Annotated in this window: 21 protein-coding genes; 12 read left to right on the top strand and 9 right to left on the bottom strand. The window is 68.8% G+C overall.

Annotation, left to right across the window (positions count from 1 at the left end; all coding sequences use genetic code 11):
* The 7 genes from ACOMD9_RS09530 to ACOMD9_RS09500 all read right to left on the bottom strand — a co-directional run.
* Window positions 1–608, bottom strand: a 608-nt coding sequence (locus tag ACOMD9_RS09530) for a retention module-containing protein (RefSeq protein WP_421414124.1), incomplete at its 3' end; no start/stop codon positions are given.
* A gap of 213 nt (window positions 609–821) precedes the next feature.
* Window positions 822–2,378: a retention module-containing protein gene (locus ACOMD9_RS09525; RefSeq protein WP_421414122.1), complete on the bottom strand. Its 1,557-nt coding sequence runs from the start codon at window positions 2,376–2,378 to the stop codon at window positions 822–824.
* Between the two features lie 115 nt (window positions 2,379–2,493).
* On the bottom strand, window positions 2,494–3,120 hold the full coding sequence (locus ACOMD9_RS09520) for a response regulator transcription factor (protein WP_421414120.1): 627 nt from the start codon (window positions 3,118–3,120) through the stop codon (window positions 2,494–2,496).
* Complete coding sequence (locus ACOMD9_RS09515) at window positions 3,117–4,547, bottom strand: HlyD family type I secretion periplasmic adaptor subunit (RefSeq protein WP_421414118.1); 1,431 nt, start codon at window positions 4,545–4,547, stop codon at window positions 3,117–3,119. The genes ACOMD9_RS09520 and ACOMD9_RS09515 overlap by 4 nt, the downstream gene beginning before the upstream one ends.
* On the bottom strand, window positions 4,547–6,718 hold the full coding sequence (locus ACOMD9_RS09510; protein ID WP_421414116.1) for a type I secretion system permease/ATPase: 2,172 nt from the start codon (window positions 6,716–6,718) through the stop codon (window positions 4,547–4,549). Before ACOMD9_RS09510 ends, ACOMD9_RS09515 begins: the two co-directional genes overlap by 1 nt.
* A 118-nt stretch (window positions 6,719–6,836) precedes the next feature.
* Window positions 6,837–9,074 (bottom strand): TolC family outer membrane protein, encoded by a 2,238-nt coding sequence (locus tag ACOMD9_RS09505; protein ID WP_421414114.1) that lies wholly within the window; start codon window positions 9,072–9,074, stop codon window positions 6,837–6,839.
* Window positions 9,075–9,136: 62 nt separating this feature from the next.
* Window positions 9,137–9,343 (bottom strand): hypothetical protein, encoded by a 207-nt coding sequence (locus ACOMD9_RS09500; protein ID WP_421414112.1) that lies wholly within the window; start codon window positions 9,341–9,343, stop codon window positions 9,137–9,139.
* Between the two features lie 171 nt (window positions 9,344–9,514).
* Here ACOMD9_RS09500 and ACOMD9_RS09495 point away from each other — a divergent pair, with 171 nt between their 5' ends.
* The 3 genes from ACOMD9_RS09495 to ACOMD9_RS09485 all read left to right on the top strand — a co-directional run bounded on the left by ACOMD9_RS09495 (window position 9,515) and on the right by ACOMD9_RS09485 (window position 14,665).
* Complete coding sequence (locus tag ACOMD9_RS09495) at window positions 9,515–9,796, top strand: hypothetical protein (protein WP_421414109.1); 282 nt, start codon at window positions 9,515–9,517, stop codon at window positions 9,794–9,796.
* Window positions 9,797–9,924: 128 nt separating this feature from the next.
* Window positions 9,925–11,397, top strand: a complete 1,473-nt coding sequence (thiI, locus tag ACOMD9_RS09490; RefSeq protein WP_421414108.1) for a tRNA uracil 4-sulfurtransferase ThiI — start codon at window positions 9,925–9,927, stop codon at window positions 11,395–11,397.
* 178 nt (window positions 11,398–11,575) lie between these two features.
* Complete coding sequence (locus ACOMD9_RS09485; RefSeq protein ID WP_421414106.1) at window positions 11,576–14,665, top strand: transglycosylase domain-containing protein; 3,090 nt, start codon at window positions 11,576–11,578, stop codon at window positions 14,663–14,665.
* 99 nt (window positions 14,666–14,764) lie between these two features.
* On the opposite strand, the gene ACOMD9_RS09480 is transcribed toward ACOMD9_RS09485, so the two are convergent.
* On the bottom strand, window positions 14,765–15,181 hold the full coding sequence (locus ACOMD9_RS09480) for a hypothetical protein (RefSeq protein WP_421414104.1): 417 nt from the start codon (window positions 15,179–15,181) through the stop codon (window positions 14,765–14,767).
* Between the two features lie 281 nt (window positions 15,182–15,462).
* Here ACOMD9_RS09480 and ACOMD9_RS09475 point away from each other — a divergent pair, with 281 nt between their 5' ends.
* Both ACOMD9_RS09475 and ACOMD9_RS09470 read left to right on the top strand, forming a co-directional pair.
* Window positions 15,463–16,779 (top strand): glycerophosphodiester phosphodiesterase family protein, encoded by a 1,317-nt coding sequence (locus ACOMD9_RS09475; RefSeq protein ID WP_421414101.1) that lies wholly within the window; start codon window positions 15,463–15,465, stop codon window positions 16,777–16,779.
* A 119-nt stretch (window positions 16,780–16,898) separates the two neighbouring features.
* Window positions 16,899–17,528 (top strand): glutathione S-transferase N-terminal domain-containing protein, encoded by a 630-nt coding sequence (locus tag ACOMD9_RS09470; RefSeq protein ID WP_421414099.1) that lies wholly within the window; start codon window positions 16,899–16,901, stop codon window positions 17,526–17,528.
* A 267-nt stretch (window positions 17,529–17,795) separates the two neighbouring features.
* On the opposite strand, the gene ACOMD9_RS09465 is transcribed toward ACOMD9_RS09470, so the two are convergent.
* Window positions 17,796–18,065: a hypothetical protein gene (locus ACOMD9_RS09465; RefSeq protein ID WP_421414098.1), complete on the bottom strand. Its 270-nt coding sequence runs from the start codon at window positions 18,063–18,065 to the stop codon at window positions 17,796–17,798.
* Window positions 18,066–18,307: 242 nt separating this feature from the next.
* Here ACOMD9_RS09465 and metG point away from each other — a divergent pair, with 242 nt between their 5' ends.
* The 7 genes from metG (at window position 18,308) to ACOMD9_RS09430 (ending at window position 26,098) form a co-directional block, all read left to right on the top strand.
* Window positions 18,308–20,350 carry a methionine--tRNA ligase gene (metG, locus tag ACOMD9_RS09460; protein ID WP_421414096.1) on the top strand — a complete coding sequence of 681 codons (2,043 nt, stop codon included), beginning with the start codon at window positions 18,308–18,310 and terminating at the stop codon, window positions 20,348–20,350.
* 139 nt (window positions 20,351–20,489) lie between these two features.
* Window positions 20,490–22,091 carry a GGDEF domain-containing protein gene (locus ACOMD9_RS09455; RefSeq protein WP_421414095.1) on the top strand — a complete coding sequence of 534 codons (1,602 nt, stop codon included), beginning with the start codon at window positions 20,490–20,492 and terminating at the stop codon, window positions 22,089–22,091.
* Window positions 22,092–22,168: 77 nt separating this feature from the next.
* A complete protein-coding gene (locus ACOMD9_RS09450; RefSeq protein ID WP_421414093.1) occupies window positions 22,169–22,981 on the top strand; it encodes an RnfABCDGE type electron transport complex subunit B in 813 nt (270 codons plus the stop codon).
* On the top strand, window positions 22,959–23,594 hold the full coding sequence (gene nth, locus ACOMD9_RS09445) for an endonuclease III (RefSeq protein WP_421414091.1): 636 nt from the start codon (window positions 22,959–22,961) through the stop codon (window positions 23,592–23,594). The genes ACOMD9_RS09450 and nth overlap by 23 nt, the downstream gene beginning before the upstream one ends.
* 210 nt (window positions 23,595–23,804) lie before the next feature.
* Entirely contained in the window at window positions 23,805–24,884 is a 1,080-nt protein-coding gene (locus ACOMD9_RS09440; RefSeq protein WP_421414090.1) for a hypothetical protein, read from the top strand.
* 17 nt (window positions 24,885–24,901) lie between these two features.
* Window positions 24,902–25,654 carry a YdcF family protein gene (locus ACOMD9_RS09435; protein WP_421414088.1) on the top strand — a complete coding sequence of 251 codons (753 nt, stop codon included), beginning with the start codon at window positions 24,902–24,904 and terminating at the stop codon, window positions 25,652–25,654.
* 159 nt (window positions 25,655–25,813) lie between these two features.
* Window positions 25,814–26,098 (top strand): hypothetical protein, encoded by a 285-nt coding sequence (locus ACOMD9_RS09430; protein ID WP_421414087.1) that lies wholly within the window; start codon window positions 25,814–25,816, stop codon window positions 26,096–26,098.
* The last annotated feature ends 94 nt before the right edge of the window (window positions 26,099–26,192 follow it).

Genomic DNA, 26,192 nt, shown 5'->3' with positions numbered 1-26,192 from the left:
GTGACCTGCTCCGGAGCGCTCAGCGTGATGGTTGCCGTAATGGGCTCGGGCTCTTCAGGCTCATCGACCAGCTCGGGCTCTTCAGGCTCATCGACCAGCTCGGGCTCTTCCAGCTCCTCCTCGACCACCACCTCTTCCGCCGTCAACTCACCCTCAGGCGGCCCATCGAAGGTCCCGACACTGAAGTCGAAGGCCAGCGGGTCGGTGTCCTCGGCGATCCGCGTCAGGCGCACGAAGTTGTGGCCGTCGCCTCCGCCGCCACCCGGGCCGGCCCCGGCGGCGGTCGCATCGAAGATGTCGAGCAGGTCGCCTTCCTCGTCCTCAAGGGCGGCGAGCAGGGCATCGAGATCCTCATCGAGCGCGCTGGCATCCTCGACGGCCACCGGTTGGTCGGCGTCGAGTTCCGGGGTCATGGCCACCTCCTGACCGCCCTCGATCAGGGTGGGGTCGAGGTTGTCGCCGAAGTCGAGCTCGACCCGGGCGTTGTCGGCGGTGACGAGGGTCTCGCCCTCCTGGAGGGTATCGCCGACGCGCAGTTCGCGCAGGTTGCCGTCGGCGTCACGCGCCCAGGCCTGGCCGGTGAGGGAAACCACGGTTGCGATGCTCATGGAATGACTCCTGCGTAATGAAGCTTCTCGGACACCGCTTGCGGGTCGCTGATACGAAAGGACCGAGTGCGGCTTATGACTTCACATTAGGCAACCGACGAACGGCTGAGTATTGGACCGATGGACAGGTAGGGGAAAAAGATGACCGCCATCAAGTAACGCACGACGCCCGGACAGGCCGGGCGTCTCTGGTTATGGTCAGCCGACGGGGCGTCACTCGATCTCGAGCTGTTCCTCGTCGAGCAGCTGCTGGAGGATGTCACCGTGGTAGGCGACTCCCTCGAGCAGGATCAGCTGATCGGCCAGGCCCAGGTCACCGTCGCCGAACTGCCCATCGGTGCTGATGTGCAGCACGGTATCGCCACCATCGGCCGGCGCGGCCTGGAGATAGTCGTCCAGCGAGTCATTCTGCCCGTCCCACTCGGTGAGCATGTCCCTGAGATCGAGCGAGTCTCCCTCGCCGAGCCGATAGGTGGTGAAGGCGTCATCCGTCGACGGGGCCGTCTCCTCGTCCTCCGCGAGGGTCCAGCCGAGCGTCTCGACACCGGGCTCCTCCAGCGAACCCGAGGTCGTCTCGGTGGCGAGGTCCAGGGACACCGGCCTGACGGCGAAGGCACTCCCCTCGCCGCTCTGCCCCGGCCCGCTGGCTCCGCCCAGGAAGGCGACAAAGGCAAACGGCTCGTCATGCTCGATCACCACCAGCCCGTCCTGGAGCAGGAGATCCTCCAGGTTGCCCTTGAAGAAGAACTCCCCGTCCTCGTCATAGAGGTTGTAGGTGGCCCCGTGGATCGGGCCGATCAGCTCGAAGGTCGCCGCACTCGACATGCCGGCAAGCTCGAAGAGCAGCGCCTCGCCGGACTCGATCGCGTCCGGATCGTCGTTGCCCTGGTGATCGACGGAGTAGAAGCCATCGTCAGAGAGCACGGCGGTGGCACTCTGGGAGCCGGTCTCCTTGAGTTCCCTGGCGTTGCCGAGGGTGCCCTGGCCGTCACTCGCCCCCACCGTATGGCCGGTGAAGGAGAGGACCAGGGGCTCGTCCGGGTCATCCGGGTCATCCGGGTCATCCGGGTCATCCGGATCGTCCGGATCGTCCGGGTCGTCCGGGTCATCCGGGTCATCCGGGTCATCCGGATCGTCCGGGTCCACGGGGTCATCCGGATCGTCCGGGTCGACGGGATCATCCGGGTCCACGGGGTCATCCGGATCGACGGGATCGTCCGGGTCCACGGGTTCGTCCGGGTCGACGGGCGCCAGGGGTTCCTCGGGAAGCGGGGAATCGGTGGCCGGCACCGCCGCGGCGACTCCCGTGTCGAGCGGCGTGGCGACCTCCCCGGGCCCCGGCTGGTCATACTCGTAGCTCAGGGGGTCGAGGTTCTCGACGATGCGCGGCAGTCGCACGAAGCCATGCCCGCCGGCCTCGCCGGCGCCGGCGCCCGGGCCGGCTGCCGCCGGGTCGAGGAGGTCGAGCAGATCGACCTGCGGATCCTCCAGGGCGCCGAGCAGAGTCTCCAGCTCGGTATCGCCGAGAGTGGCCTCTTCCGGGTCGTCGCTCCCGCTCGCCAGCGCCTCGGTCATCGCCAGCTCCTGACCGGCACCGACGAGAATCGGGGCGCCACTGTCGGCGAAGTCGAGGATCACCCGGGCACCGTCGGCGGTGACCAGGGTCTCGCCCGGCTCCAGGGCATCACCGACGCGCAGCTCGCGCAGGTTGCCTTCGCCGTCACGGGCCCAGGCCTGGCCAACGAGGGAATGGATGGTGGCAATGCTCATGGCGGGGTCCTCTGGTTGCGGGTCGGTCACCGGAAAACACGGGCAACCGCTTCATCAATGATCATGGGGCCACTCAGGCAAAAAGCCCATTGTCCACGCGGACATGACGCGCCGATCATTGACCTGGATCAGCTATGCTCGCGTCCTGGTGCGAGAGCCGCAGGATCAATTGCATGCGATCGCGGACACCGAGCTTGCGGAACACCGCCCCCAGGTGGGCCTTGACGGTGCGTTCGGTGATATCCAGCCGCCGCGCGACCTCCTTGTTGCTGTGCCCCGCGGCCACGGCCAGGGCCACCGCCCTCTCCCGCGCAGTGAGCTTAGCCAGGGTCTCCTCCTGCAGGCGCGACTCGCCGCCCAGCGCCTTGAAGGTGCCGCCCACCACCTGGGCCAGCAGCTCGGGCCAGACCCAGATCCCCTGGTGGGTGGTGACCACCTCGACCTGGCGCAGCAGTTCCGGCGGGGAGAGGGCATGGGCGTAGCCCCGCGCGCCGGCATTCAGGGCCTGGAAGGCCTCGAGCGAGCTCGGCGCATAGCTGAGCACGGTGAGGGTGGCGCCGCGGCCACTCAGCTGGGAGACCAGGGCGGGCCAGTTCTCGAGGTTGCTCATCACCCACACCCGGTCACCGCTCGCGGCCCAGGCCCGGGCCTGCTGCGGACTCACCAGCCGGGCGTCGGAGAAGGCCGTTCGCCAGCGGGGGATCTCGTCGCGGCCCTGACAGACGAAGAGCTGTGTCATCATCGTTCTCCCAGTGAATCACTCCAGGCCCGCAGCACCGGCTTGAGCAGGTACTGCATCACGGTGCGCTTGCCGGTCATGATGTCGACCTGGGCGGTCATGCCGGGAATCACCTGGAGTTCGCTGGTGATGTCCTCGGTGTCCAGGGTGCGCACCCGGACCAGGTAGAAGGTGTTGTCGTTGTCGTCGGTGATGGTGTCGGCACTGATATGATCGAGTTCGGCCTGGAGACCGCCATAGATGGCGAAATCGTAGGCGGTGAGCTTGATGGTGGCCGGCTGGCCGGGACGCAGGAAGGCGATGTCCTGGGGCGCGATGCGCGCCTCGACCAGCAACTGGTCATCGCTGGGCACGATCTCCACCACCTCCTGGCCGGACTGGGCGACCCCGCCGATGGTATTGATGGCCAGCCGCTGCACCACGCCGTCCACCGGGGCGCGTATCTCGGCCAGGCGAACCCGGTCCTGCAGGCCGGTGCTGGATTCGTCCAGCGCGTTGAGATCCCCCAGGGTCTGGGCCAGGTCGTTCTGCCAGTCGCTGCGCCGTTCGGTGCCGAGCTCGCTCAGCTGGGTACGCGCCTCCTGCACGGCGGACTCCAGGCGCGACACGGCGGCAGCGGCCTGGTCGCGCTCGCCGGTGGCCCGAGAGACTTCCCGCTCCAGGCGCAGTACCTCGACCTCGGACACGGCCCCGGACTGCAGCAGCGGCCGCGTCAGGTTGAGCTCCTGACGGGACATGTTGGCCTCGCGCTGGGCGGTGTCGCGCCGGGCCTGGGCCTCGCGCAGTTCCTCCTCGCGCTGGCGGATGCGGTCGGCGAGGATGCTCTCCTGCTCGCGCAGCTCCTCGCGGCGGCTCTCGTGGACCTCGCGCTCCTGGGCGACGATGCCGGGCGCTTCGGCGCGCAGCCGCTCCGAGGGGTCGAAGGGGGTGTCGGTGATCAGCGCACGCAGTCGCTCGGCGCGGGCCTCCAGTGCCAGTGCCTGGGCGCGATTCTCGCGAAAGCTGGAGACGAATCGGGTCGGGTCGATGCGCATCAGCACCTCGCCGGCCTCGACCCGCTGGCCTTCCCGCACCAGGATCTCCTGCACCACCCCGCCGTCGAGGGTCTGCACCCGCTGCAACTGGCTGGAGGGGATCACCCGTCCGCTGCCGCGGGTCACCTCGTCGATGGAAGCGAACCAGGACCAGGTGATCAATGCCGCTACCGCCAGCAGCACCACGTAGAGGAAGGCCCGGGCGCGGATCGGGTCCTGCTGCAAGCGGGCCCAGTCGGCGTCGCTGGCCCAGTCGCGGTTGAGGTGTGCCGCGGTGACGCGCCGGGCGAAGAGCCGGTCGATGAAGGGGCGGAACGGCTTGCCGCCCACCTCGGAGAAGCGCCCGATGGCCTCGAAGCCCTGCTGCTCGGCGGTCCTGTCCTGCCGCTTCGCCATCAGCCGGCCCTCCCGATCTGGCCCTTGCGCAGGGCCTCCACCACCTTGTCACGGGGGCCGTCGGCCACCACCTTGCCGGCGTCGATGACGACGATGCGGTCGACCAGCGACAGCAGCGAGGTGCGGTGGGTGACGACGACCATGGTCTTGCCGTGGGCATACGCCTTGAGGCTGGCCTTGAAGGCCTCCTCGCTGGCGTGGTCCATGGAGCTGGTGGGTTCGTCGAGCAGCAGGATCTGCGGGTCATGGACCAGGGCCCGGGCGATGGCCACCGCCTGGCGCTGGCCGCCGGAGAGCGACTGGCCGCGCTCGCCCACCTGCAGGTCGACGCCGTGGGGGTGGGCATTGACCAGCCCCTGCAGGCCGGAGAGCTCGATCGCCCGCAGCAGCGCGTCGTCGTCCACCCCGTCGCTGCCGCCGCCGGCCACCACGTTGTCGCGCAACGAGCCGAAGAACAGGCTGACGTCCTGGGGCACATAGCCGATATGGCGGCGCAGCTGGATCGGGTCGAACTGGCGGATATCGACACCATCCACCAGCACCGCCCCGGCGGCGGGGGTGTAGAGCCCCAGCATCAGCTTGTTGAGGGTCGACTTGCCGCAGCCCACCCGCCCGAGCAGGGCGACCTTCTCGCCGGGCTCGACCTGCAGCGAGATGTCGCGCAGGGCATCACGCTCCTCGTCGGGGTAGCGGAAGGTCACCTTGTCGAAGCGGATCTCCCCGCGCACCACCGGCCGGTTGACGAACTGCTTGCCCTCGGGTCGCTCCACCGGACGCGCCATCACCGAGTCGAGCGACTGCAGCGCCGTGGAGGACTGGTGGTACTGCGCCAGCAGCGCCGCGGCCTGGCTGACCGGGGCCATGGCACGGGACGAGAGCAGGTAGGCGGCGATCAGCCCGCCCTGGCTGAGGTTGCCCTCGATGATCTGGTAGACCCCGATGATGATCACGCAGACCGCCACGCTGTGCTGGGCCCAGAGCGCCACGCTGGAGACCGAGGAGCTGACCAGGCGCAGCTGGGCGGCGGTTCGCGACAGGTAGGCCGAGGCCTTCTCCCAGATCGCCTGGATGCGGCTCTCGGCGCGCAGGGCCTTGACCGTCTCCAGGTGCGAGATCGACTCCACCAGGGTGGCGTTGCGCTGCGCGCCCACCCGCCAGGTGGTCTCGGAGAGTTCGTGCAGCTTGCCCTGGGCCGCCATGGCGTAGAGCAGCACGAGGACGATGCCCACCAGCACCGGAATCACCAGCGGCGGGCCGATCAGCGCGATGATGCCGGCGAACATCAGCACGAAGGGCAGGTCGACCAGCGCCACCACCGTGGCCGAGCCGATGAAGGCCCGTACCGATTCGAAGGACTGCAGCGTCGCCGCGAAGGACCCGGTGGAGGCCGGCCTGGCCTCCATCCTCAGCCCCAGGACCCGGGCCATGATCGACGAGGAGAGCTTGACGTCGGCCCGGCTCGCCGCCAGGTCGACGAAGGCGTTGCGCATCAGCCGCAACGCCAGGTCGAAGCAGAGCACCACGAAGATGCCCGCGGCCAGCACCCAGAGCGTCTCGGTGGCGTGGTTGGGCACCACGCGGTCATAGACATTGAGCACGAACAGCGGCATCGCCACGGCGAACAGGTTGATCACCACCGAGCCGGCGATGACATCGCGGTAGAGCCTGCGGTTCTCGCGGATCACCCCCCAGAACCAGTGGCGAGCGCGCTGCCTGTTGACCTCGGGCCCGCGGGCATCGAAGTGGAAGCGCGGGCGCACATAGATCGCCTGGCCACTGTAGCTGGACTGCAGGCCGTCGAGGCTGACCTCGGTCTCGGCATCGCCCAGTTCGGGGAAGATCACCCGGGCACGACGCGCCTTGAGGTCCAGTGCCACCAGCACGCAGGCTCGCCCCGGCTCCAGCAGCAGCACGGCGGGGAGCAGGGCCGGGTTGAGCTGCACCAGGCGGCTCTTGACGATGCGCGCGGTCAGCCCGGCGCGGGAGGCGGCACGCGGGAAGATCGCCGGGGTGAGTCGCCCCTCCTCGAGGGGCAGGCCGGCGGTGAAGGATTCCGCCGTTGCCGCGTGACCATGCACCAGGGCGATGGTCTGGAGGCACTCCAGGAGTTCATCCCGAATGACGGGGCGCGATGGCCCCGGGGGCGGATCCAGGTTTTCTCTGTGCGTCACACCTATTCACCTGCCTCTGAAATCGCTGCGCCACGCCGCCGGGGCTTGGCGGCCCCGCGGCGTGGCGACGAGTGTCGATCACCTGCGTGATCGGTGCCGGACGGCCCGGCCCGGTCGATCACCCCCTGACGGTATAGGTGTCGCTGAAGCCCAGGGCCTCGAGGCGACGCTGGAGGTCACGCACCTCGTCGGGCCCGCCGACCGGGCCGAGCTGGACCCGATGCAGGCCGGCGGCGCTGTGCAGGCGAACCGGCAGCTCGAGCTCGGCCCCCAGCTGCTCGCCCAGGCCGGTGGCGCCGGCCTCGCTCTGCAGCGCCGCGACCTGCAGGAAGGTCGGCTCGCCGGCGGTGTCACCCGCATCTGCCAGGGGGCGCGGGTCGGCCGCATGCGCCTCGACCTCGGCATAGAGGTCGAGGGGCGCGGACCAGGCGCGGGAGACGTCGTCACTGCCGGCGGCCAGGCCGAGGGACTGTTCCTGGACGGGCCGGAAGCTCATGTCGAGGTTCTCGCCGACCCGCTCCAGGGTCACCTCGACGCGGCGATTCCGGCGACGGCCGTCGACGGTGTCGTTGCTCGCCACCGGCTGGCGGGAACCGTAGCCGCGGGTCTCGATCAGGCCGGGCGTCACGCCCTGGCTGACCAGGTAGTCGGCGACGCTGTCGGCACGCGCCTGGGAGAGCGGATCATTGATGGCGTCATTGCCGGTGCTGTCGGCATGACCGGCGATGAAGACCCGCTCCAGGTCGCTGCGGCCACGGATCCGCTCGGCCAGTTCGGACAGCTCGCCACGGGATTGTGCGGAGAGCTCGGCACTGTTGATGGCGAACAGGGCATCGGCGGAGAGGGTGACGTCCGGCGCCCGGGTGGGTGCCGGCGCGGTGATCCCGCCGGTGAAGTCGGAGAGGGTGAAGCCGGTGGGCCCCTGGGCCGGGCAGATCACGTCGGGATTGATCTCCACGCCGTCGCTGCCCATCTCGGCCAGGGTCGGCATGTCGTCCCGGCGAACCTCCAGGGCCTGCATCAGCTGGCCCATGGCGGCCAGGGTGCGGGCATCGGCGAGGGCCACGTCGTACTGGGCGTTGACGTAGGCGCGGCTGGCCTCGAAGTACTCGTTCTCGCTGTCCAGCACGTCGAGCAGGGTGCGCTGGCCGATGTCGAACTGCTGCTGGTAGGCGCCGCGCACGCGATCGATGGACTGGCGGTGCTGGTTCAGGTAGTCGAGCTGCTCGCGCAGGCGCTGGGTGTCGTTGTAGGCGATCTGGGTGGTCTGGCGCACATCGACACAGGCCTTCTCGCGCAGGTTGACCGACTGCTCGACGCGATCGGTGGCGGCGCGGAACGACGCCAGGTCGCTGCCGCCACGGTAGAGGTTCATGCTGGCGACCAGTTCGATGCGGTTGCGGTCCCGCCTGCCCAGCGGATCGAAGTTGCCATCGTTGCTGTCGTAGGTGCCGGCGCTGCCACGCAGGTCGAGGCGCGGGTGGAACCCGGAACGGGCGCCCTCGCGCTCGGCTCGCGCCGCCTCGATATTCTCGATGGCGGCATGGAACTCCGGGTTGCCGGTGAAGGCCAGGTCCACGGCCTCGGCCACCGAGGGCGGCAGGCGGTCGTCGAGCGCCGGGGCCGGCGCCAGGTTCTCCGCCGGCAGGTCGCCGACGATACGCTGGTAGCGCGCCGTGACGTCATGCAGGTTGGAGGCCTCGGTCATCAGGTTGGATTCGGCCAGGGCCAGGCGGCCACTGATCTGCTCCAGGTCGACGCCGCGGCCGGCGCCGGAGAGCGCTCGCTCCTCGATCTGGTTGAAGACCCGCAGGTGGTCGGCGTAGTTGTCCTGGGCCAGGCTCACCAGCTCCCGGTAGCGGCTGACGTCCAGGTAGGCCCGGGCGGCTTCCAGGGCGACGTTCTCGCTGGCACCCAGCAGCTCGTAGTAGCGCACCAGCTTGGCACGATCGAGACGCTCGACCTCGCTGCGTGTGGCGAAGCCGTCGTAGATCATCTGGGTCAGGGTGATCTCGGCGAAGTCGGTATCATAGCTCCCGCGATCGTCGCCCTCGCGCGCCTCGCGGCCGATTCCCGCCGCCACGTCGATGCTCGGCAGGTAGTTGCCGCGCGCCACGCCGACGTCGTTGCCGGCGGCATTCAGGCCGTTCCAGGCCGCCCGGACCTCGGGGTTGGTGGCGATGGCCTGCTGCACCACCGTGCGCAGGTCGGACGAGCCGGGCGCCGCCAGGCCCGGCGGCAGGGTCTGGGCCACGGCGGCGGTGAGCGGCAGCAGGGCGAGCGAGGAGCCCATCACGGCGGCCTGGGCCAGGCGGCGTGCGCCCCTGGGACGAGAGGAGTCGGTCGCGATTTTCATTCGAGTTCCCTTTCCTGGTTGGCAGGCTCGCAGCCACAACGCTGCCGGGCCCGTCATGATGTTCAACTTGTCGTCTTGTTATCACGGGCAGCTTTCGGCACGGCCGGATAGCCCACCCATCCATCTGTCCAGGCCTGCACGATGACCACGACCAGGCGGTCGCTCGCTACCGTGCCACCGATACCAGAAAACCAGCCGGTGCAGATTGAAAGCCACAGTACTTTTTCATGAGCGTTAAGCTTTGTAATGCAGCGTAACCAAACCGGCACGTTTCTCCAATCCCTAATTTGCCGCGCCAGGCGAAGAAATTACCGACACTTGATGTAAGACAATACTTACAAAGTATTCTTCATCCCCGGCGCCACCCTCTCCCGCAGGTCACCAAACATGCTATCGTCACGCCATCACCGACACGGCAGCGTCACGACAAGGAGAACGCCATGTCCTCATCGGAAATCCAGAAGACGCGGATCATCAACGAGCTGCGCGGCTTCATCAAGAAACTGCTGCAGGACCCCAAGATTCTCGAGCAGTCGCTGGAGATCGCCCGTCGCCAGCTCTCCGAGGGCAGCAAGGCCGAAGCGATGGCGCGTATCGCCAACGAGATCTCGGACACCACCAGCGTGCACATTCCCGAGGACCCGGCCGAGCACTCCGAGGCCGACCGGCTCTATCTCGAGGTACTGAAGGAAGTGGTCGACGAGGAGCAGGCCCTCTACTGAGCCGACCCTGCCCCGTCACCCGCAACGCCCGGCCCCTGCCGGGCGTTGCGCTTGCACGGGGGTGTCGTGCGCCGCGGCGGCCGTCCTGATATGATGTCAAAATACTGTTTTTGAATCGTTTTCTACGCATGCACTATCTTCTCAAGCTGTTCCCCGAGATCACCATCAAGTCGCGCTCCGTGCGCCGGCACATGACCCGCTGCCTGGCCGGCAACGTGCGCATCATCCTGCGTCGACTCGACGAGCGGGTCAGCGTCAAGGACACCTGGGATGCCCTGCACGTCGCCCTGCCGGAGGACCTGCCCGACGCCCGGGTCCGCGAGATGGAGGAACGCCTGACGCGAATTCCCGGCATTCACGAGGTGCTGGCCCTCCGCGAGGTGCCCTTCACCGGCCTCGACGATATCGCCGGCCAGGTGGTGCCGCTGTGGCAGCAGGCCATCGCCGGCCGCCGCTTCCGGGTCAGCGCCAAGCGGCGCGGCGACCATGACTTCAGCTCCGAGGACATCGAGCGACTGATCGGGCGGCGCCTGCTCGAGGCGAGCCCCGGTGCCAGGGTCGACCTGACCCGGCCCGAGGTGGACGTGGCCGTCGAGGTCGTCCACCGGCAGCTGCGGCTGATCCAGGCCCGCTGGCCCGGCCTGGGCGGCTATCCGCTCGGCCTGCAGGGGCAGGCCCTGGCGCTGATCTCCGGCGGTTTCGATTCGCCGGTGGCGGCCTGGCGCATGATGCGTCGCGGCGTCAAGACCCACTTCCTGTTCTTCAACCTGGGGGGGCCGGCCCACGAAGCCGGGGTGCGCGAGGTGACCCACCACCTCTGGCACCGCTACAGCGCGTCGCATCGGGTCCGCTTCATCTCGATACCCTTCGAGGGCGTGGTCGCCGAGATCCTGCGCAACGTGCCGGACGGCGTGATGGGGGTGGTCCTCAAGCGCATGATGGTGCGGGCCGCCAGCCGCATCGCGCGTCGCGAACGGATTCCGGCGCTGGTCACCGGCGACGCCATCGCCCAGGTCTCGAGCCAGACCCTGACCAACCTGGCGCTGATCGACGAGGCGAGCACCCTGCCGATCCTGCGTCCGCTGCTCACCGAGGACAAGCAGGAGATCATCACCCAGGCGCGGCGCATCGACACCGCCCGCTTCGCCGAGACGATGCCCGAGTATTGCGGCGTGATTTCCCGGCGCCCGCATACCCGTGCACGCGCCAGCCAGATCGAGGAGGCCGAGTCCGCCTTCGACTTCCGTGTGCTCGAGGCCGCCATCGAGGCCGCCACGACCACCCGCTCCGACCGCCTGATGGAGCGCCGGCATGTCCCCGGCGAGGTGACGATGGTGGACACCGTGCAGGAGCTCGAGCAGCTGGGAGATACCAGCGTGATCGATATCCGTCCCCCGGACGAGCGCGAGGCCTCCCCCCTGCGACTTCCCGACGTGCCGCGCCTCGAGATCCCCTTCTACGAGCTCCAGAGTCGTGCCCCGGAGCTCCCGGACGACCGCTGCTACCTCCTGTACTGCAGCCAGGGCGTGATGAGCCGCATGCAGGCGCTGCACCTGCATGACCAGGGGCTGACCCACTTCGGCGTCTATCGCGCGTCCTGACCGCTTCGAACACCGTTCTTTTTCCGTGCGTCCGATATCCTTTTGCCCGCCCCCGGACTAAGCTACAAAAAGGTACATTCGGTAAACGAAGTTTGCATGGGGGTGGCGCATGGGCACGCGCGAGTCTTCGTCACACCGGACCTCCCGGGCCCGCTCCGCGACGTCATTCGAGCCGGGCGTGTCGCGCTCCCCGTTCGTGGAGGAGCCGCCACTGGCACCTGCCCCGGCGGACGAGCGTCCGCGCCATCGCCTGCGCCACGGGCTCCTGTTGCTGCTCGCCCTGCTCGCCGTCACCCTCGCCACCCTGCTGGTGGCCGAGGCTCGCACCTCGCACATCCAGGCCCAGGAACTGTCGCGCTATGCCGGCACCCTGACCTACACCCTCGCACCGGGCCGGAGCGAGCGTATCCTGTTTCCGCGTCACGGCCCCTTCGACCAGCGGCTGGGCTATGCCCAGCTGCCGAGGATCGAGGAGCGACTGCTGGCCGGGGACTACGACATCGAACGCCAGGCACGCTTCTCGTCACCCCTGCTCGAGTACACCCGGCGCGGCTTCTTTCCGCCCTACCCGGAGAAGACCCGGGCCGGCCTGACCCTGGAGGAGTGCCGTGGCGAAGCGATGTACGCGTTTCGCCATCCGCAGCGCCACTACCCCCACTTCGATGCCGTCCCGCCGCTGGTGCTGCAGATACTGCTGTTCATCGAGAACCGCCAGCTGCTGGACGAGAGTTCGCCCTTCGCCAACCCGGCGGTGGACTGGCCACGCTTCACCAGGGCCGCCGTGTCCCAGCTGGGCCGGGCGCTGGACATGCCCGGCCAGGCCTCCGGAGGCAGCACCCTGGCCACCCAGGTCGAGAAGTACCGCCACTCCCCCCAGGGGCTGACCGGCTCGCCCCGGGAGAAGCTGCGCCAGATGGTCTCGGCCAGCGTGCGCACCTACCAGCACGGGCCACAGACGCTCTCCGCCCGCCAGGATGTGGCCCTGGACTACCTCAACTCGGTACCGTTGTCGGCGGCACCGGGCTACGGCGAGGTGCACGGGATCGGTGACGGACTCTGGGTGTGGTTCGGCAGCGACTTCGACGACGTCAACCGTCTGCTGGTCCCCGACTTCAACGCTCCCGGCAGCCTCGAGGCCCAGGGCATGGCGTTGCGCCAGGTGGTCGCCCTGATGATCGCCCAGCGCCGCCCCTCCTGGTACCTCACCACCGGGCGGCAGGCGCTGGAGCGGATCACCGACAGCTACCTGAGGCTGCTGGCCGACGAGGGGCGGGTGAGCGCCGAGCTGCGCGATGCCGCCCTTGGCCAGCGCCTCTCCTTCCGCGACTTCGCCCGCGACCCGGCACGCCTGCGGGTCGAGCAGGACAAGGGGCTGCAGGTGGCGCGTGGCCGGCTCGGCGGACTCCTCGGGATGCCGTTCTACGACCTGGACCGGCTCGACCTGAGGGCGCGTACCACCCTGCACGGCGACCTGCAGCGCCAGGTGACCGACTACCTGCATCGCCTCGCCGACCCGGACTACGCCGAGGAAATGGGCCTGTTCGGCGACCGGATGCTGTCACCCGAGAAGACCCGCGAGGTGCGCTACAGCTTCACCCTGCTGGAGCGAGGCGAGGACAGCTTCCGCGTCCGGGTCCAGACCGACAGCACCGGCCAGCCCTTCGACATCAACGAGGGCAGCAAGCTGGAGCTGGGCTCCACCGCCAAGCTGCGGGTGCTGGCGACCTACCTGGAGGTGATCGCCGAGCTCCACCGGCGCCATGCGGGCGAGCCCGCGGAGACACTGCGCCAGGTGGCGGTGGACCGTCAGGACGTGCTCAGCCGCTGGGTGATCGACACCCTGATCACCCGGCCCGACATCGAGCTGGACGCCCTCCTCGCGGCCGCCATGGAGCGGCGCTATTCGGCGAGCCCCCACGAGGCCTTCTTCACCGGCGGCGGCCGCCACACCTTCGGCAACTTCCGCCGCGAGGACAACGGCCGCAACCCGACCCTCCTCGACGCCCTGCGCGAGTCGCTCAACCTGCCCTTCGTGCGCCTGCTGCGCGACCTGGTGCGCTACAGCACCCACCACAACGAGAGCCGCAGCCAGCTGCTCGAGGACGACCGGGACCCGCGTCGGCTGGAGTACCTGCAGCGCTTCGCCGAACGCGAGGGTCGGGTCTTCCTGCAGCGGTTCTGGCGCAAGTACCGCGACCTGGACAGCGACGCGCGCCTCGACGCCTTCCTCGGCGGCCTCAACGTCACCGACTCGCGCCTGGCGGCGGTGCATCGCTACCTGTTCCCCGAGGCCGACCGCGACACCTTCGCCGCCTTCCTGGACGAGCGACTGCCCGGCGCCTCCCTCGGCGAGCGACGCATCGATGCGCTCTACGACGCCCATGCCCCGGGGACGCATACCCTGTCGGACCAGGGCTACATCGCCCGGGTGCACCCGCTGGAGCTGTGGCTGCTCGGCTATCTGCTGGACTACCCCGAGGCCAGCTTCCTCGAAGCCGCCGCGGCCGGCAAGCAGGAGCGCCAGGAGGTCTACGGCTGGCTGTTCAGAACCCGCCACCGCAGCGCCCGGGACGTGCGCATCCGCACCATGCTGGAGGTCGAGGCCTTCCTCGACATCCACCAGCGCTGGCAACGGCTGGGGTATCCCTTCGAGCACCTGGTGCCGTCGCTGGCCACCGCCGTGGGCACCTCCGGCGACCGCCCCGCGGCCCTGGCCGAACTGGTCGGCATCATCCTCAACGACGGCGTGCGCCTGCCGACCCTGCGCATCGACGACCTGCACTTCGCCACCGCCACCCCCTACGAGACCCGCTTCGTGCCGGCCGAGGGCCGTGCGCGGCAGGTGATGGCCCCGGAAGTCGCCGCGGTGCTGCGCCAGGCGCTCGCCCAGGTGGTGGACGGCGGCACCGCCCGGCGGCTGCAGGGCAGCTTTGCGCTGGAGGACGGCACCGCGCTGACGCTCGGCGGCAAGACGGGTACCGGCAACAACCGCATCGAGACGGTGACCCGCAGCGGACAGGTCATCGACTCCCGGGCGCGCAACCGTACCGCCACCTTCGTCTTCTACCTCGGCGACGACCATTTCGGCACCCTCACCGCCTACGTGGCCGGCAGCGAGTCGGACGACTTCCGCTTCACCTCGGCACTACCGGTGCAGGTGCTCAAGGGCATGGAGCCGATCCTCGCTCCGCACCTCGCCCCCGGCGCCCGCAGCCAGTGCCTGCCGCCGGCGACCCGGGAGATGCTGATGGCCCGGCGCTCGACGTGATCGCCTCTCGCGGAATGTCGGCAAGCCCACAGGGCAGAACGGGAAGGGAGGGGCGACCCCTCCCTTCCCGTTCATGGCAGTGTCGGGATGAATGTCGGTTCAGCAGATCTCTTCCCAGAGCCGTTGCCGGAAGTCCTTGGGAAGTTCGGCCACCTTGCCGAGCCTCGAGATATGGGCATCGGTCATCTCCCTGGCGACCTCGTGACAGCAGCTGCCCAACGAGGCGGGGCTCTGGAGCACGTCCGGGTCGGAGAAGCATTTCGACATCTTCTCGCCCGAGGCAGCGCAGGCGTTCAGGAACTCGGCCTCGACCTGGATCGCCTCGAGGATGGATTCCATCCAGGCCCGTTGCAGCCTGGCCATCGGATGGCTGGCATCCATCCAGTGATGCATCCACCAGTCGAATATCGGCTGCGAGGCGATGGCGACACTCTCGGGCAGGGCGGCAACGGCATCGTGGCTCGCTGCGGGAATCTCGTGAACCGTGGGCACTCGTGTGGCTGTTGCGGTGGACATGTCAACGCCCCCCAGGAGCGGAATGTTGGTGCGCCCTTGAGTGTAGTGGCCGCGGCCCATGCCGGTGAGACAATTTTGGCACGACGTTATCCTCCCCTGCTCTGGATCGCCCTCCCGGCAACGGGCCCGGGAGGCGAGGACGGTGATCACGACAGCGGATCAAACGACTACGCTGGAGGGGGTGGAGCGGAACGTCATGGCGGCGTTGCACGACTGTCATGCGGCGCCGGCAGGGTGGTTACCTCCACTCGACGCCAACAAGGAAGATAGCGAGACACGACATGAACAAGACACTCTCCCCTGCCCTGGGCTGCGTCATGGCCCTGGCGCTCGGTTCCCTGGCCCACGCCGATGCCCGGCCCACCACCGATCTCGACGACAGCCTGGTCGACGCCGCGCGCAACCTCTCCTTCGGTCCCCGGCCGCTGTTCCTGGTCAACGACATGAGCGAGGAGACCGCCCGCGAACGCGAGCTCAAGTCCGAGCTGTTGACCTGTGCCGCCAGCCAGCGTGACTGGCAGCCTTCCGAGCTGACCATCGCCCATCGCGGTGCGCCGCTGAAGTTTCCGGAGCACACCCTGGAGTCCTACCTGGCCGGTGCCCAGGGCGGTGCCGGCATCATCGAATGCGACGTCACCTTCACCGCCGACAACGAGCTGGTCTGCCGGCACTCGCAGTGCGACCTGCACACCACCACCAACATCGTCGCGACGGATCTCGCCGAGAAGTGCAGCGTGCCGCCGGCGTTCGACCCCGACAGCGGCGAGCTCGTGAACGCCGCCGAGATCCAGTGCTGCACCAGCGACATCACCCTGGCCGAGTTCCGTACGCTGGAAGGCAAGATGGAGGGCGCCGACGAGGAGGCACGCAGCATCGAGGCGTATCTCGCCGGTACCCCTGCCTGGCGCACCGACCTCTACGACACCCGCGGCACCCTGATGAGCCACGCCGACACCATCGAGCTGTTCAAGGCACTGGGCGTGAAGATGACCCCGGAGCTCAAGGCGCCCAGCGTGGAGATGCCCTTCGACGGCTTCTCGCAGCAGGACTACGCCCAGAAGATGATCGACGAGTACAAGGCCGCCGGCGTGCCCGCTGGCGACGTCTATGCCCAGTCGTTCCAGCTCGACGACGTGCTCTACTGGATCGAGAACGAGCCCGAGTTCAGCGAGCAGGCCGTCTACCTGGACGGCCGCTACGACGACGACGCCTTCGACCACACCGACCCCGCCACCTGGTCGCCGAGCATGCAGGAACTGGCCGATCAGGGCGTGAAGATCCTCGCCCCGCCGATGTGGATGCTGCTGGCCGCCAATCCGGAGTTCGGCGACGGCGACAGCCGCGTGGTGCCCTCGACCTATGCCGAGCACGCCAGGCAGGCCGGGCTCGAGCTGATCACCTGGACCCTGGAACGCTCCGGCCCGCTGGCCGAAGGTGGCCAGTGGTACCACAGCACCACCGAGGAGGTGATTCGCCGCGAGGGCGACAAGCTGGTCTCGCTCGACGTGCTGGCCCGGGACGCCGGCGTGATCGGCATCTTCAGCGACTGGCCGGCCACCGTGGCCTTCTATGACAACTGCCTGAACCCACGCGGATGAGCCGGCGCCCCGGGCCGCTGGCACCAGGGCCCGGGGCAGGATGCCGAGACCGCTGCGGTCCGGCCGGGCCACCCACCGCCACCCATGCTTCCCGACTTCCCGACGAGGACCTCACCGCCATGATCGATCTCTGGACCTGGACCACCCCCAATGGCCGCAAGGTCTCCATCATGCTCGAGGAACTCGAACTTCCCTATCGGGCCCATGCCGTCGATATCACCCACCGCGAGCAGTTCGCCCCGACCTTCCAGGCGCTCAGCCCCAACAACAAGATCCCCGCGATGCGTGACGACGACACCGGCATCACGCTGATGGAGTCCGGGGCGATCCTGATCTACCTGGCCGAGAAGTGCGGCCGGCTGCTGCCGACGGATCTCGAGGGGCGCCACCGCACCCTCGAGTGGCTGATGTGGCAGATGGGAGGCATCGGCCCGATACTCGGTCAGGTCCACCACTTCCTGAAGTTCCATCCCGGCAAGGCGCCCTACGCCGAACGGCGCTTCCATGACGAGGCCCTGCGCCTCTACGGGGTGCTCGACCGGCGCCTGGCCGACGAGGCCTACCTGGCCGGCGACTACTCGATCGCCGACATCGCCACCTGGCCCTGGATCTCGCGCTACGAGTGGCAACGGATCGACCTGGGCGACTTCCCCAACGTGAGGCGCTGGTACCTCGAGATCGCCCATCGCCCCGCGGTGCAGCGCGGCTACCACAGCCCGAAGTGGGTCAACGAGATCCCCCTGCCCTGACCGCAGGCCCCCGGCGTGCGTGCCCACCGCACCATGGCGGGGTCACGACGGCGGCCGGCCGTCGAACACGGCGGCGCCCGGGGCACGGCCATCCACCGTACGCGGCATCCTGCCCTCGATCTCGTGCCGATGTGGAGCGCCCCCGCCAGGGCTGCACACACGGCAGTGCGGCTCTGGAGGATGAGATGAGGCAGGTGGGGATGGCAGGGGGAGGCGAGTGGCACCCGGCCCATGCGGGCGTGGGCCGGGTGCCGCTAGCTCAGGGCCTCAGTCGCAGCGGACCACCGCCCGAGAGGTGTCCTTGGCCCACAGGCTCTGGCCATCCGGCGTGGTGCCGTGGGCGTTCCAGGTCTCGGTGACTTCCACGCAGTAGGAGCCGAGATCCTCGATGCGCTTCTCGGGATCGGCGGGCCGATCGTCGCTGATGCGCATGATTTCCGGGTTCGAGCTGGTGTAGGTCGGCGAGATGGCGTTGCCGGCACAGCCGGCCAGCAGGGCAGTGGCCAGCAGCAGCGGCAGGGAGTGGCGAAGTCGCATGGTGAATCCTCCATGAATGATCAGTCGTTCTATCGCGGTTCCATGGATGTGTGACGTGCGAAGCGCTGAGTGCCGATCACGGCCGTCAATCCGTTTGACGTACCTGCCGACCGGGGCGACATACTACCCGAGTCGCCAGGGCCCTGCCACGGCCTGGATGGCACCCCGAGCCGGCGGGTGCAGCGGACGCCGAACATGGCTACAATCGAGGGTCTGATTTTCTTGGGAATTCCAGAGCCGACATGTCGAACACCGCACGCCATCCGCGCAAGATCCTGGTCACCAGTGCCCTGCCCTACGCCAACGGCTCGATCCACCTGGGCCACCTGCTGGAATACATCCAGACCGACATCTGGGTACGCTTCCAGAAGAGCCGCGGCCACGAGTGCTACTACGTCTGCGCCGACGACGCCCACGGCACCGCCATCATGCTGCGCGCCGAGCAGGAGGGCATCAGTTCCGAGGCGCTGATCGAGCGCGTCTCCCGCGAGCACCAGCAGGACTTCTCGACCTTCGGCGTGGCCTTCGACAACTACCACTCGACCCATTCCGAGGAGAACCGCTACTTCAGCGAGCTGATCTACACCCGACTGCGGGACGCCGGCCACATCGCCACCCGGGACATCGAGCAGATGTACGACCCGGTGAAGGGCCTGTTCCTGGCCGATCGCTTCATCAAGGGTACCTGCCCCAAGTGTGGCGCCGACGACCAGTACGGCGACAACTGCGAGGCCTGCGGCGCCACCTACACCCCGGCGGAGCTGATCGATCCGGTGTCGGCGATCTCCGGTGCCACGCCCGAGGTCCGGAGCTCCACCCACTACTTCTTCAAGCTGCCCGACTTCGCCCACTTCCTCGAGGGCTGGATCAACGAGGGCCACGTGCAGCCGCAGATCCGCAACAAGCTGATGGAGTGGTTCGAGTCCGGCTTCAACGAGTGGGACATCTCCCGCGATGCGCCCTATTTCGGCTTCGAGATCCCCGACGCCCCGGGCAAGTACTTCTACGTGTGGCTCGATGCCCCGATCGGGTATCTCGCCAGCTTCAAGAACCTGTGCGAGCGAACCGGCATCGACTTCGACGCCTTCTGGAAGCGGGACGCCGAGGCCGAGGTCTACCACTTCATCGGCAAGGACATCGTCTACTTCCACGCCCTGTTCTGGCCGGCAATGCTCCACGGCGCCGACTTCCGCACCCCCACGGCGGTCAACTGCCACGGCTTCGTCACGGTGAACGGGGCCAAGATGTCGAAGTCCCGCGGCACCTTCATCAAGGCCGCCACCTATGCGGAGCACCTCAACCCGGAGTACCTGCGCTACTACTTCGCCGCCAAGCTCACCTCCCGGGTCGATGACCTGGACCTCAACCTCGAGGACTTCGCGGCAAGGGTGAATTCGGACCTGGTCGGCAAGGTGGTCAACATCGCCAGCCGCTGTGCCGGCTTCGTCAAGAAGCTGGGCGATGGTCGACTCTCGAGCCACTGCGCGGAACCCGAGCTGGTGGCCCGCTTCATCGCCGCCGGCGACGGCATCGCCGAGGAGTTCGAGGCCCGCGAGTTCGGCCGTGCCATGCGCAGGGTGATGGACCTGGCCGACGAGGCCAACACCTACATCGCCGACGCCGAGCCCTGGGTGCTGGCCAAGCAGGCCGGTCGCGAGCAGGAGGTGCTGGATATCTGCTCGGTGGGCATCAACCTGTTCCGCCAGCTGATGGTCTACCTGGCACCGGTGGTACCGGCGATGGCCGAGGGCGCCCGCGACTTCCTGAAGCTCGATTCCCTCGCCTGGCACAGTCGCCACGACCTGCTCGTGAACCACGAGATCGCCAAGTTCAAGCCACTGATGACCCGCGTCGAGCGGGACAGGATCGATGCCATGATGGCGGCATCGAAGGAGGACCTGGTGGAAGAACAGAAGCTGAAGGAGGCCCCCAGGGGGCCGCTCGCCGAAGAGCCCATCGCCGCCGAGATCGGCTTCGATGACTTCATCAAGGTGGACCTGCGCATCGCGCGCATCGCCAAGGCCGAGTACGTCGAGGGCGCCGACAAGCTGCTCAAGCTGACCCTGGACCTGGGAGGCGAGACCCGCACGGTGTTCTCCGGCATCCGCGCTGCCTACGCCCCCGAGGCCCTGGAGGGTCGCTTGACGGTGGCCGTCGCCAACCTGGCGCCCCGCAAGATGCGCTTCGGCGTTTCCGAAGGGATGGTGCTGGCCGCCGGCAGTGGCGAGGGCATCTACCTGCTCTCGCCGGATTCCGGCGCCGAGCCCGGCCAGCGCGTGACCTGACCCAGCTGGGGAGCGCGGCCCCGCCGCGCTCCCCTCGCCGTGGTGCCTGCCGGCCCCCGTGACTCAAGCCGGCGTCCCGCCTGCCGATACCTATTCCGTAGACGGAATCCCTCTTCACCGACCGGCGGCAATCGACCCCATGTCCCATACCTTCTCCTCGCTCAGCCGCCGTTTCCTGCTGGCCCTGGGTGGCGTGCTCTGCCTGTCGCTGCTGACGCTCCTGCTGGTCGCTCGCTACCAGATCATGCCGGTCCTGCTGGAGGACGAGAACCAGTACGCCAGCGGTGAACTCGACCGCATCGAACGCGCCCTCGGTGCCGAGCTGAGGCACATGGAACGCCTGGTGGAGGACTGGGCCTGGTGGGACGACACCTATCGGTTCGTGCGAGGCGAACGGCCGCAGTACGTCGCCTCCAACCTCTATCACAGCACCCTCGAGACCCTCGACCTGGGCCTCATGGTGTTCTTCTCCGCCGACAACCGGCCCTACTGGATCGCCGGGATCGAGGATGGGGACTTCACTGTCTGCTCGGGCGCGACCCCGGAAGCCCGGGCGCCCTGCGACTGGGCCGACGACACCCTTAGCCTGCTGCAGGAGCGCATCGACAACGGCCTGGAGGAAGGCACCCATGCCCGGCTGCTGGCGGCCCCGGAGCTGGGCCTGGTCGGCCTGTCGCCCATCTACACGACCCACGAGGAACGTCCCCCGGCGGGCTGGCTGGCCATGGTGAGGCCGATAACGCCGCCCCTGGTGGCGCAGCTCCGCGAGACCACCGGCATCGAGCTGAGCCTGTCGAGCGCCCCCCGGGCGGGTGCCGCCCCCGCCATGGACCTGGCGCGGACGTCGTCGACACGCATGGCGGCCAGTCGTCACGTCTCCGCGCTACCCGAGACCCACGGGCTGAGAATCGACGCCGACCTGCCGCGGCAGCGCTACCAGGCCAGCCTGGAGACCTTTCGCTTCGCCCTCTACTGGACCGGGGGCGTGCTGGTGGTGACCCTGGTCGTGGTGCTGCTGCTGCTCGAGCACATGGTGCTCAGGCCGCTACGCCAGCTGTCGCGCTTCACCCAGCGCCTGCACCAGGGGGAGACGCAGGCCGGGACTCCCGCGGCCCTGCTGAAGCGAAACGACGAGATCGGCACCCTGGCCCGGGAGTTCCAGCACCTGCTCGACCACCAGCAACAGCAGGCCGACGAACTGCTCGACCTCTCCCAGCACGATCCCCTGACCGGGCTGGCCAACCGTCGGCTCTTCGACGAACGCCTGCGCGAGGCGCTCGAGGATGGCCCGTCGGCGCGGCAGGAGGTCTCGGTGCTGATGGTCGACATCGACCATTTCAAGCACTACAACGACCACTACGGCCACCCCGCCGGCGACGCCTGCCTGGTGGCCCTGGCCGATCGCATGGATCACCACCTGGGCAGCCAGGGGTTCCTGGTGGCACGCACGGGTGGTGAGGAGTTCAGCGTGGTGCTGCCCGGCACGCCCATCGACGCCGCCGTCGCCCATGCGGAGGCGCTGCGTTGCGCCATCACCGAGCTTGCCCTGCCCCATGCGGCCTCTCCCATCGACAGCATCGTGACCGTTAGCATCGGCGCGGCGGCACGCGCGACCCCCGCACCGAACGACCCCGGCGCCCTGATGCGGGCGGCGGACCAGGCCCTCTACCAGGCCAAGGCGCAGGGCCGCAACCGGGTGATGGCCTACTGTCCCGCCGTGGCGGGCGCCACCCCGCGCTGAGGTACAGGAGCCGTCGCAAAAGGCGTACAATATGGGGCCCTATGCCCAGCTGCCGACGACCCCACCGAGGTGCCGATGTGACCGGCCGCCACGCCTTGATCGAGGCCATTGACGCCGAGCTGCCACAGACCCAGTGCGGCAAGTGCGGCCACCCCGGCTGCCGCCCCTATGCCCAGGCCATCGCCGCCGGCGAGCCGATCAACCGCTGCCCACCGGGTGGCGAGGCCACCGTGGCGCGGCTGGCCGAATTGACCGGGCAGCCCGCCCTGCCCCTCGAGCAGCCCGCCCAGTCGCCGCTGGCCGCGGTGATCCGCGAGGCCGAGTGCATCGGCTGCACCAAGTGCATCCAGGCCTGCCCGGTGGACGCCATCCTGGGTGCGGCCAGGCGGATGCACACCGTGATCGTCGACGAGTGCACCGGCTGCGAGCTCTGCGTGGCCCCCTGCCCGGTCGACTGCATCGACCTGCTGCCCCACCCGGACTGGCTCGCGGCAAGGAGTGACGCCGAGCGCGACGCCTACCTGGCCCGGCGTGCCGACAAGGGGCGCCGACGCTTCGAGGCGCGCCACCGGCGCCTGGAACGCGAGGCCCGCGAGAAACGTCGCGAGCGCCAGAAGCGACTGATTCGCCAGCGCTCGCAGGCATCGCGACAGCAGCGCGGCCAGCCGCCCGGAGAGCGCCAGCGCCGGATGGCCGTCAATGCGGCGCAGCAGTCGTTGCGCAAGGCACGCCAGCAGCTGGCCCATGCCGAGCGCCAGGGGGATCGTGATGCCATCGCCGCCGCCGAACGCCAGGTGGCCACCGCCCGGCGCATGCTCGACGATGCCGATGCCGCCCTCCGAAACGCCACATCCGGTCGAGACGATCATGAACGCCCAGAAACGCCATGAGATCTTCGCGCGGCTGCGCGCGCACAACCCCGAGCCCACCACCGAGCTGAACTGGAGCACGCCCTTCGAGCTGCTCGCCGCGGTACTGCTCTCGGCCCAGGCCACCGACGTGGGGGTCAACAAGGCCACCGCCCGACTGTTCCCGGTGGCCAACACGCCACAGGCGATACTCGACCTCGGCCTGGAGGGTCTCAAGGCGCACATCAGGACCATCGGCCTCTACAACACCAAGGCCGAGAACCTGATGAAGACCTGCCGGATCCTGGTCGACCGGCATGGCGGCGAGGTCCCCCGCACCCGTGCCGCCCTCGAGGCACTGCCGGGCGTGGGCCGCAAGACCGCCAACGTGATCCTCAACACCGCCTTCGGCGAGCCGACCATCGCCGTGGACACCCATATCTTCCGGGTGGCGAACCGCACCGGCCTGGCCAGGGGCAAGGACGTGGTGGAAGTGGAGCAGAAACTGCTGCGCCACGTGCCGAAGGAGTTCCGCCAGGACGCCCACCACTGGCTGATCCTGCACGGCCGTTACACCTGCCTGGCCCGCAAGCCGCGCTGCGGCAGCTGCGTGATCGAGGACCTCTGCGAATTCAAGGAGAAGGTCGATATCTGAACGCGGAGGGACGATAGTGGAAGTGTCACGAGGACCTGCCGAGGAGAAGGTGCCACCGATGGCCCTGCGCGACGCCGGCCCTGGCCGCCATCGCGCTGCTGCTCGGCGGACTCGCCCCCGACAGGCCCTGAGGCCAGCGCGATTTTGCATCCACGGGCCGGCTGGTGGACGATAAGGCCGATAACAACACGTCACCCTCAGAGCCGGCCCATGCAAATTCACGACCGTCCGATCGAGCAGCGCATCGAGGCACTGCTGGCACTCTCGCGGGAGCACGGCGAGACCTTCTGCAGCCCCTCGGCCTCGCTGGCCAGGGAGCGCTACCTGGCCCGCCACCCCACCCGCATCCTGGTGATGAAGTGCATGGACGGTCGCATCCACCTGCCCCATGCCACCCGCACCCCGCTGGGCATCATCACCCCCTTCCGCAACCTGGGCGGCATCTTCGACCTGGGCTGGCCCTACCTCGGCGAGATGCTCGCCGACACCGTGGGCGAGGCCATCCGTGCCGGTCACGCGGCCCTGATGATCATCACCTACCACTTCTCCCGCGGCGAGGCATCGCGGGGTTGTGCCGGCTTCGACTGTGATGTCGCGGCGGCCCTGGGCCACGCCCGCGAGATCCGCGACCAGGCGGAGCAGCTGTTCGGCCGCGACCGCCAGAACGTCTATCCCCTGGTGTGCGGCTTCGAGACCGACGGCGATGCCCTCGTCGTGCACGGCGACGATGGCACGACCCTGGACATGAGCACGCTCACCGGCGCCGAGGCCCCCGACCTCGACCGCCGGGTCGCGATGCTCTGCCCCGACATGCCGGTGGATATCCGCCGCGACCTGCTGCCGCTGCTCGAGGGCAACCTGGCCCATGTGGACTCGCTGCGCGGCGTCGCCCGGGAACTCGACATCGAGCATCGCGAGTGGGTGATCTGCATCGGCCGCGGCTTCGACTTCCTCCACCTGCCCAACACGGCACTGATCGTCGGTCCCTACAGCCCGGACCTCTCCGAGCCCATCGGCACCGCGGCCGCCATCATCGACGCCAACATGCGTGCCGGGCGCATTCCCGACGACGGCTTCATGCTGCTGGCCTCGACGCCCTACCGCGACGTCGGCGTCGACCGCGCCCGTGCCGAGCTCAAGTCACGCTTCCTGGCCGACTTCGCCACCCGGGTGATCCGCCGCGAGCACCCGGCGCTGGCCGAGCGGATGATCCGCCGCACGGCCGTCGTGCACTGGCCGACCCGGCGCCTCGACCCGCTCGACGCGGCCGACGAGCCCCGCAACAGCTGACAGGGAGCCCGAGCGACATGGAGATGCTGAAGTACCTGCTGCTGCCGCCACTGGTCAACGCCATCCTGACCCTGCTCGGGATGCTGCTGTGGTCGCGAATGCGGCTGCTCGCCGGCCTGCTGGTGCTGCTCGGCCTGGGGGGACTGCTGGCGCTGGCGACCCCGGTGGCGAGTCACGCCCTGCGCCAGGGCCTGGAAGCCCCGGCCCTGACCGGGCCGGCCCCGCTGGCCGATGCCCAGGCCATCGTGATCCTCGGTGGCGGCCGAGACTACCGCTCGCCCGAATTCGGCTGGGGCGACGCCCCGGCGAACGCCAGCTGGCGCCGGCTCGCCTATGGCGCCCACCTGCACCGCGAGAGCGGCTTGCCGATCCTGGTCAGTGGCGGCCGGGTCCATGACGAGCACAGCGCCGAGGCGAGCCTGATGGCCGCGGCGCTGCGCGAGGTATTCGAGGTGCCGGTACTGTGGATGGAGGGGCGCAGCCGCAACACCAGCGAGAATGCCCGCCACAGTGCCGAGATGCTGCACGGCACGGGGGTGGAGCGGATCGCCCTGGTCTCCCAGGCCTGGCACCTGCCGCGGGCCGTGGCGGAATTCGAGCGCAACGGCTTCACGGTGGTCCCCGCCCCCACCGAGTTCGCCAGTGTCCCGCCCGAGGGCCCGTCGGCCTGGCTGCCGCGGGCCTACCACCTGCACCAGAGCACCCAGGCGCTGCACGAATGGCTGGGGCGCGGGGAACTGGCACTGCGGCAGCGGCTCTTCGACCGCTAGGTGTGTAAACCCACCCGGGTGATGCCCGCGTTCGGCCGGCGAGTCCAGGCGGCAACACGAGGAACGGGCGACCTGCATCAAAAGTCGTAGGGTCAGGCCACCCATGGAGGCGATAGGCTGGCACCAATCCCTCCGCTCGCCCACGGCACGAGACTCGACATGCAAGAACTCCTCATTCCCCTGGCCATGACGGCCACCTTCGGCATCTTCGTCGGCTCGCTGTTCCGCCTGTCGCGCCTGCCCGGTCGCCAGCGTCCCCTGCTGTTCCCGCTGGTCGGACTCGTCGCCGGGATCACCGCCTTCTTCATCCACTACGTCCTGGTCTCGACGGTGGGGGCGCCGGTCTGGCTGCTGCCGCTGCTGGTGGTGGTGCAGATATGGCTGTGGCTCGGCCCGCTGGGGCCCAGCTCGCGGAAGCTCGAGAACGGCGACGACCAGCACTGAGCGACTCGCCCCCTCCTCGTGACGCCGCCGCCCCCCGGCCGGACGGTCGCCGTCTCCTGCCAAGGTCGTCTTTGCCGGGGCGTTACCGACCACT

The organism is Halomonas terrestris (genome assembly GCF_049166755.1).
GTDB lineage: Bacteria > Pseudomonadota > Gammaproteobacteria > Pseudomonadales > Halomonadaceae > Halomonas.
This window is presented reverse-complemented; position numbering and strand designations above follow the sequence as displayed.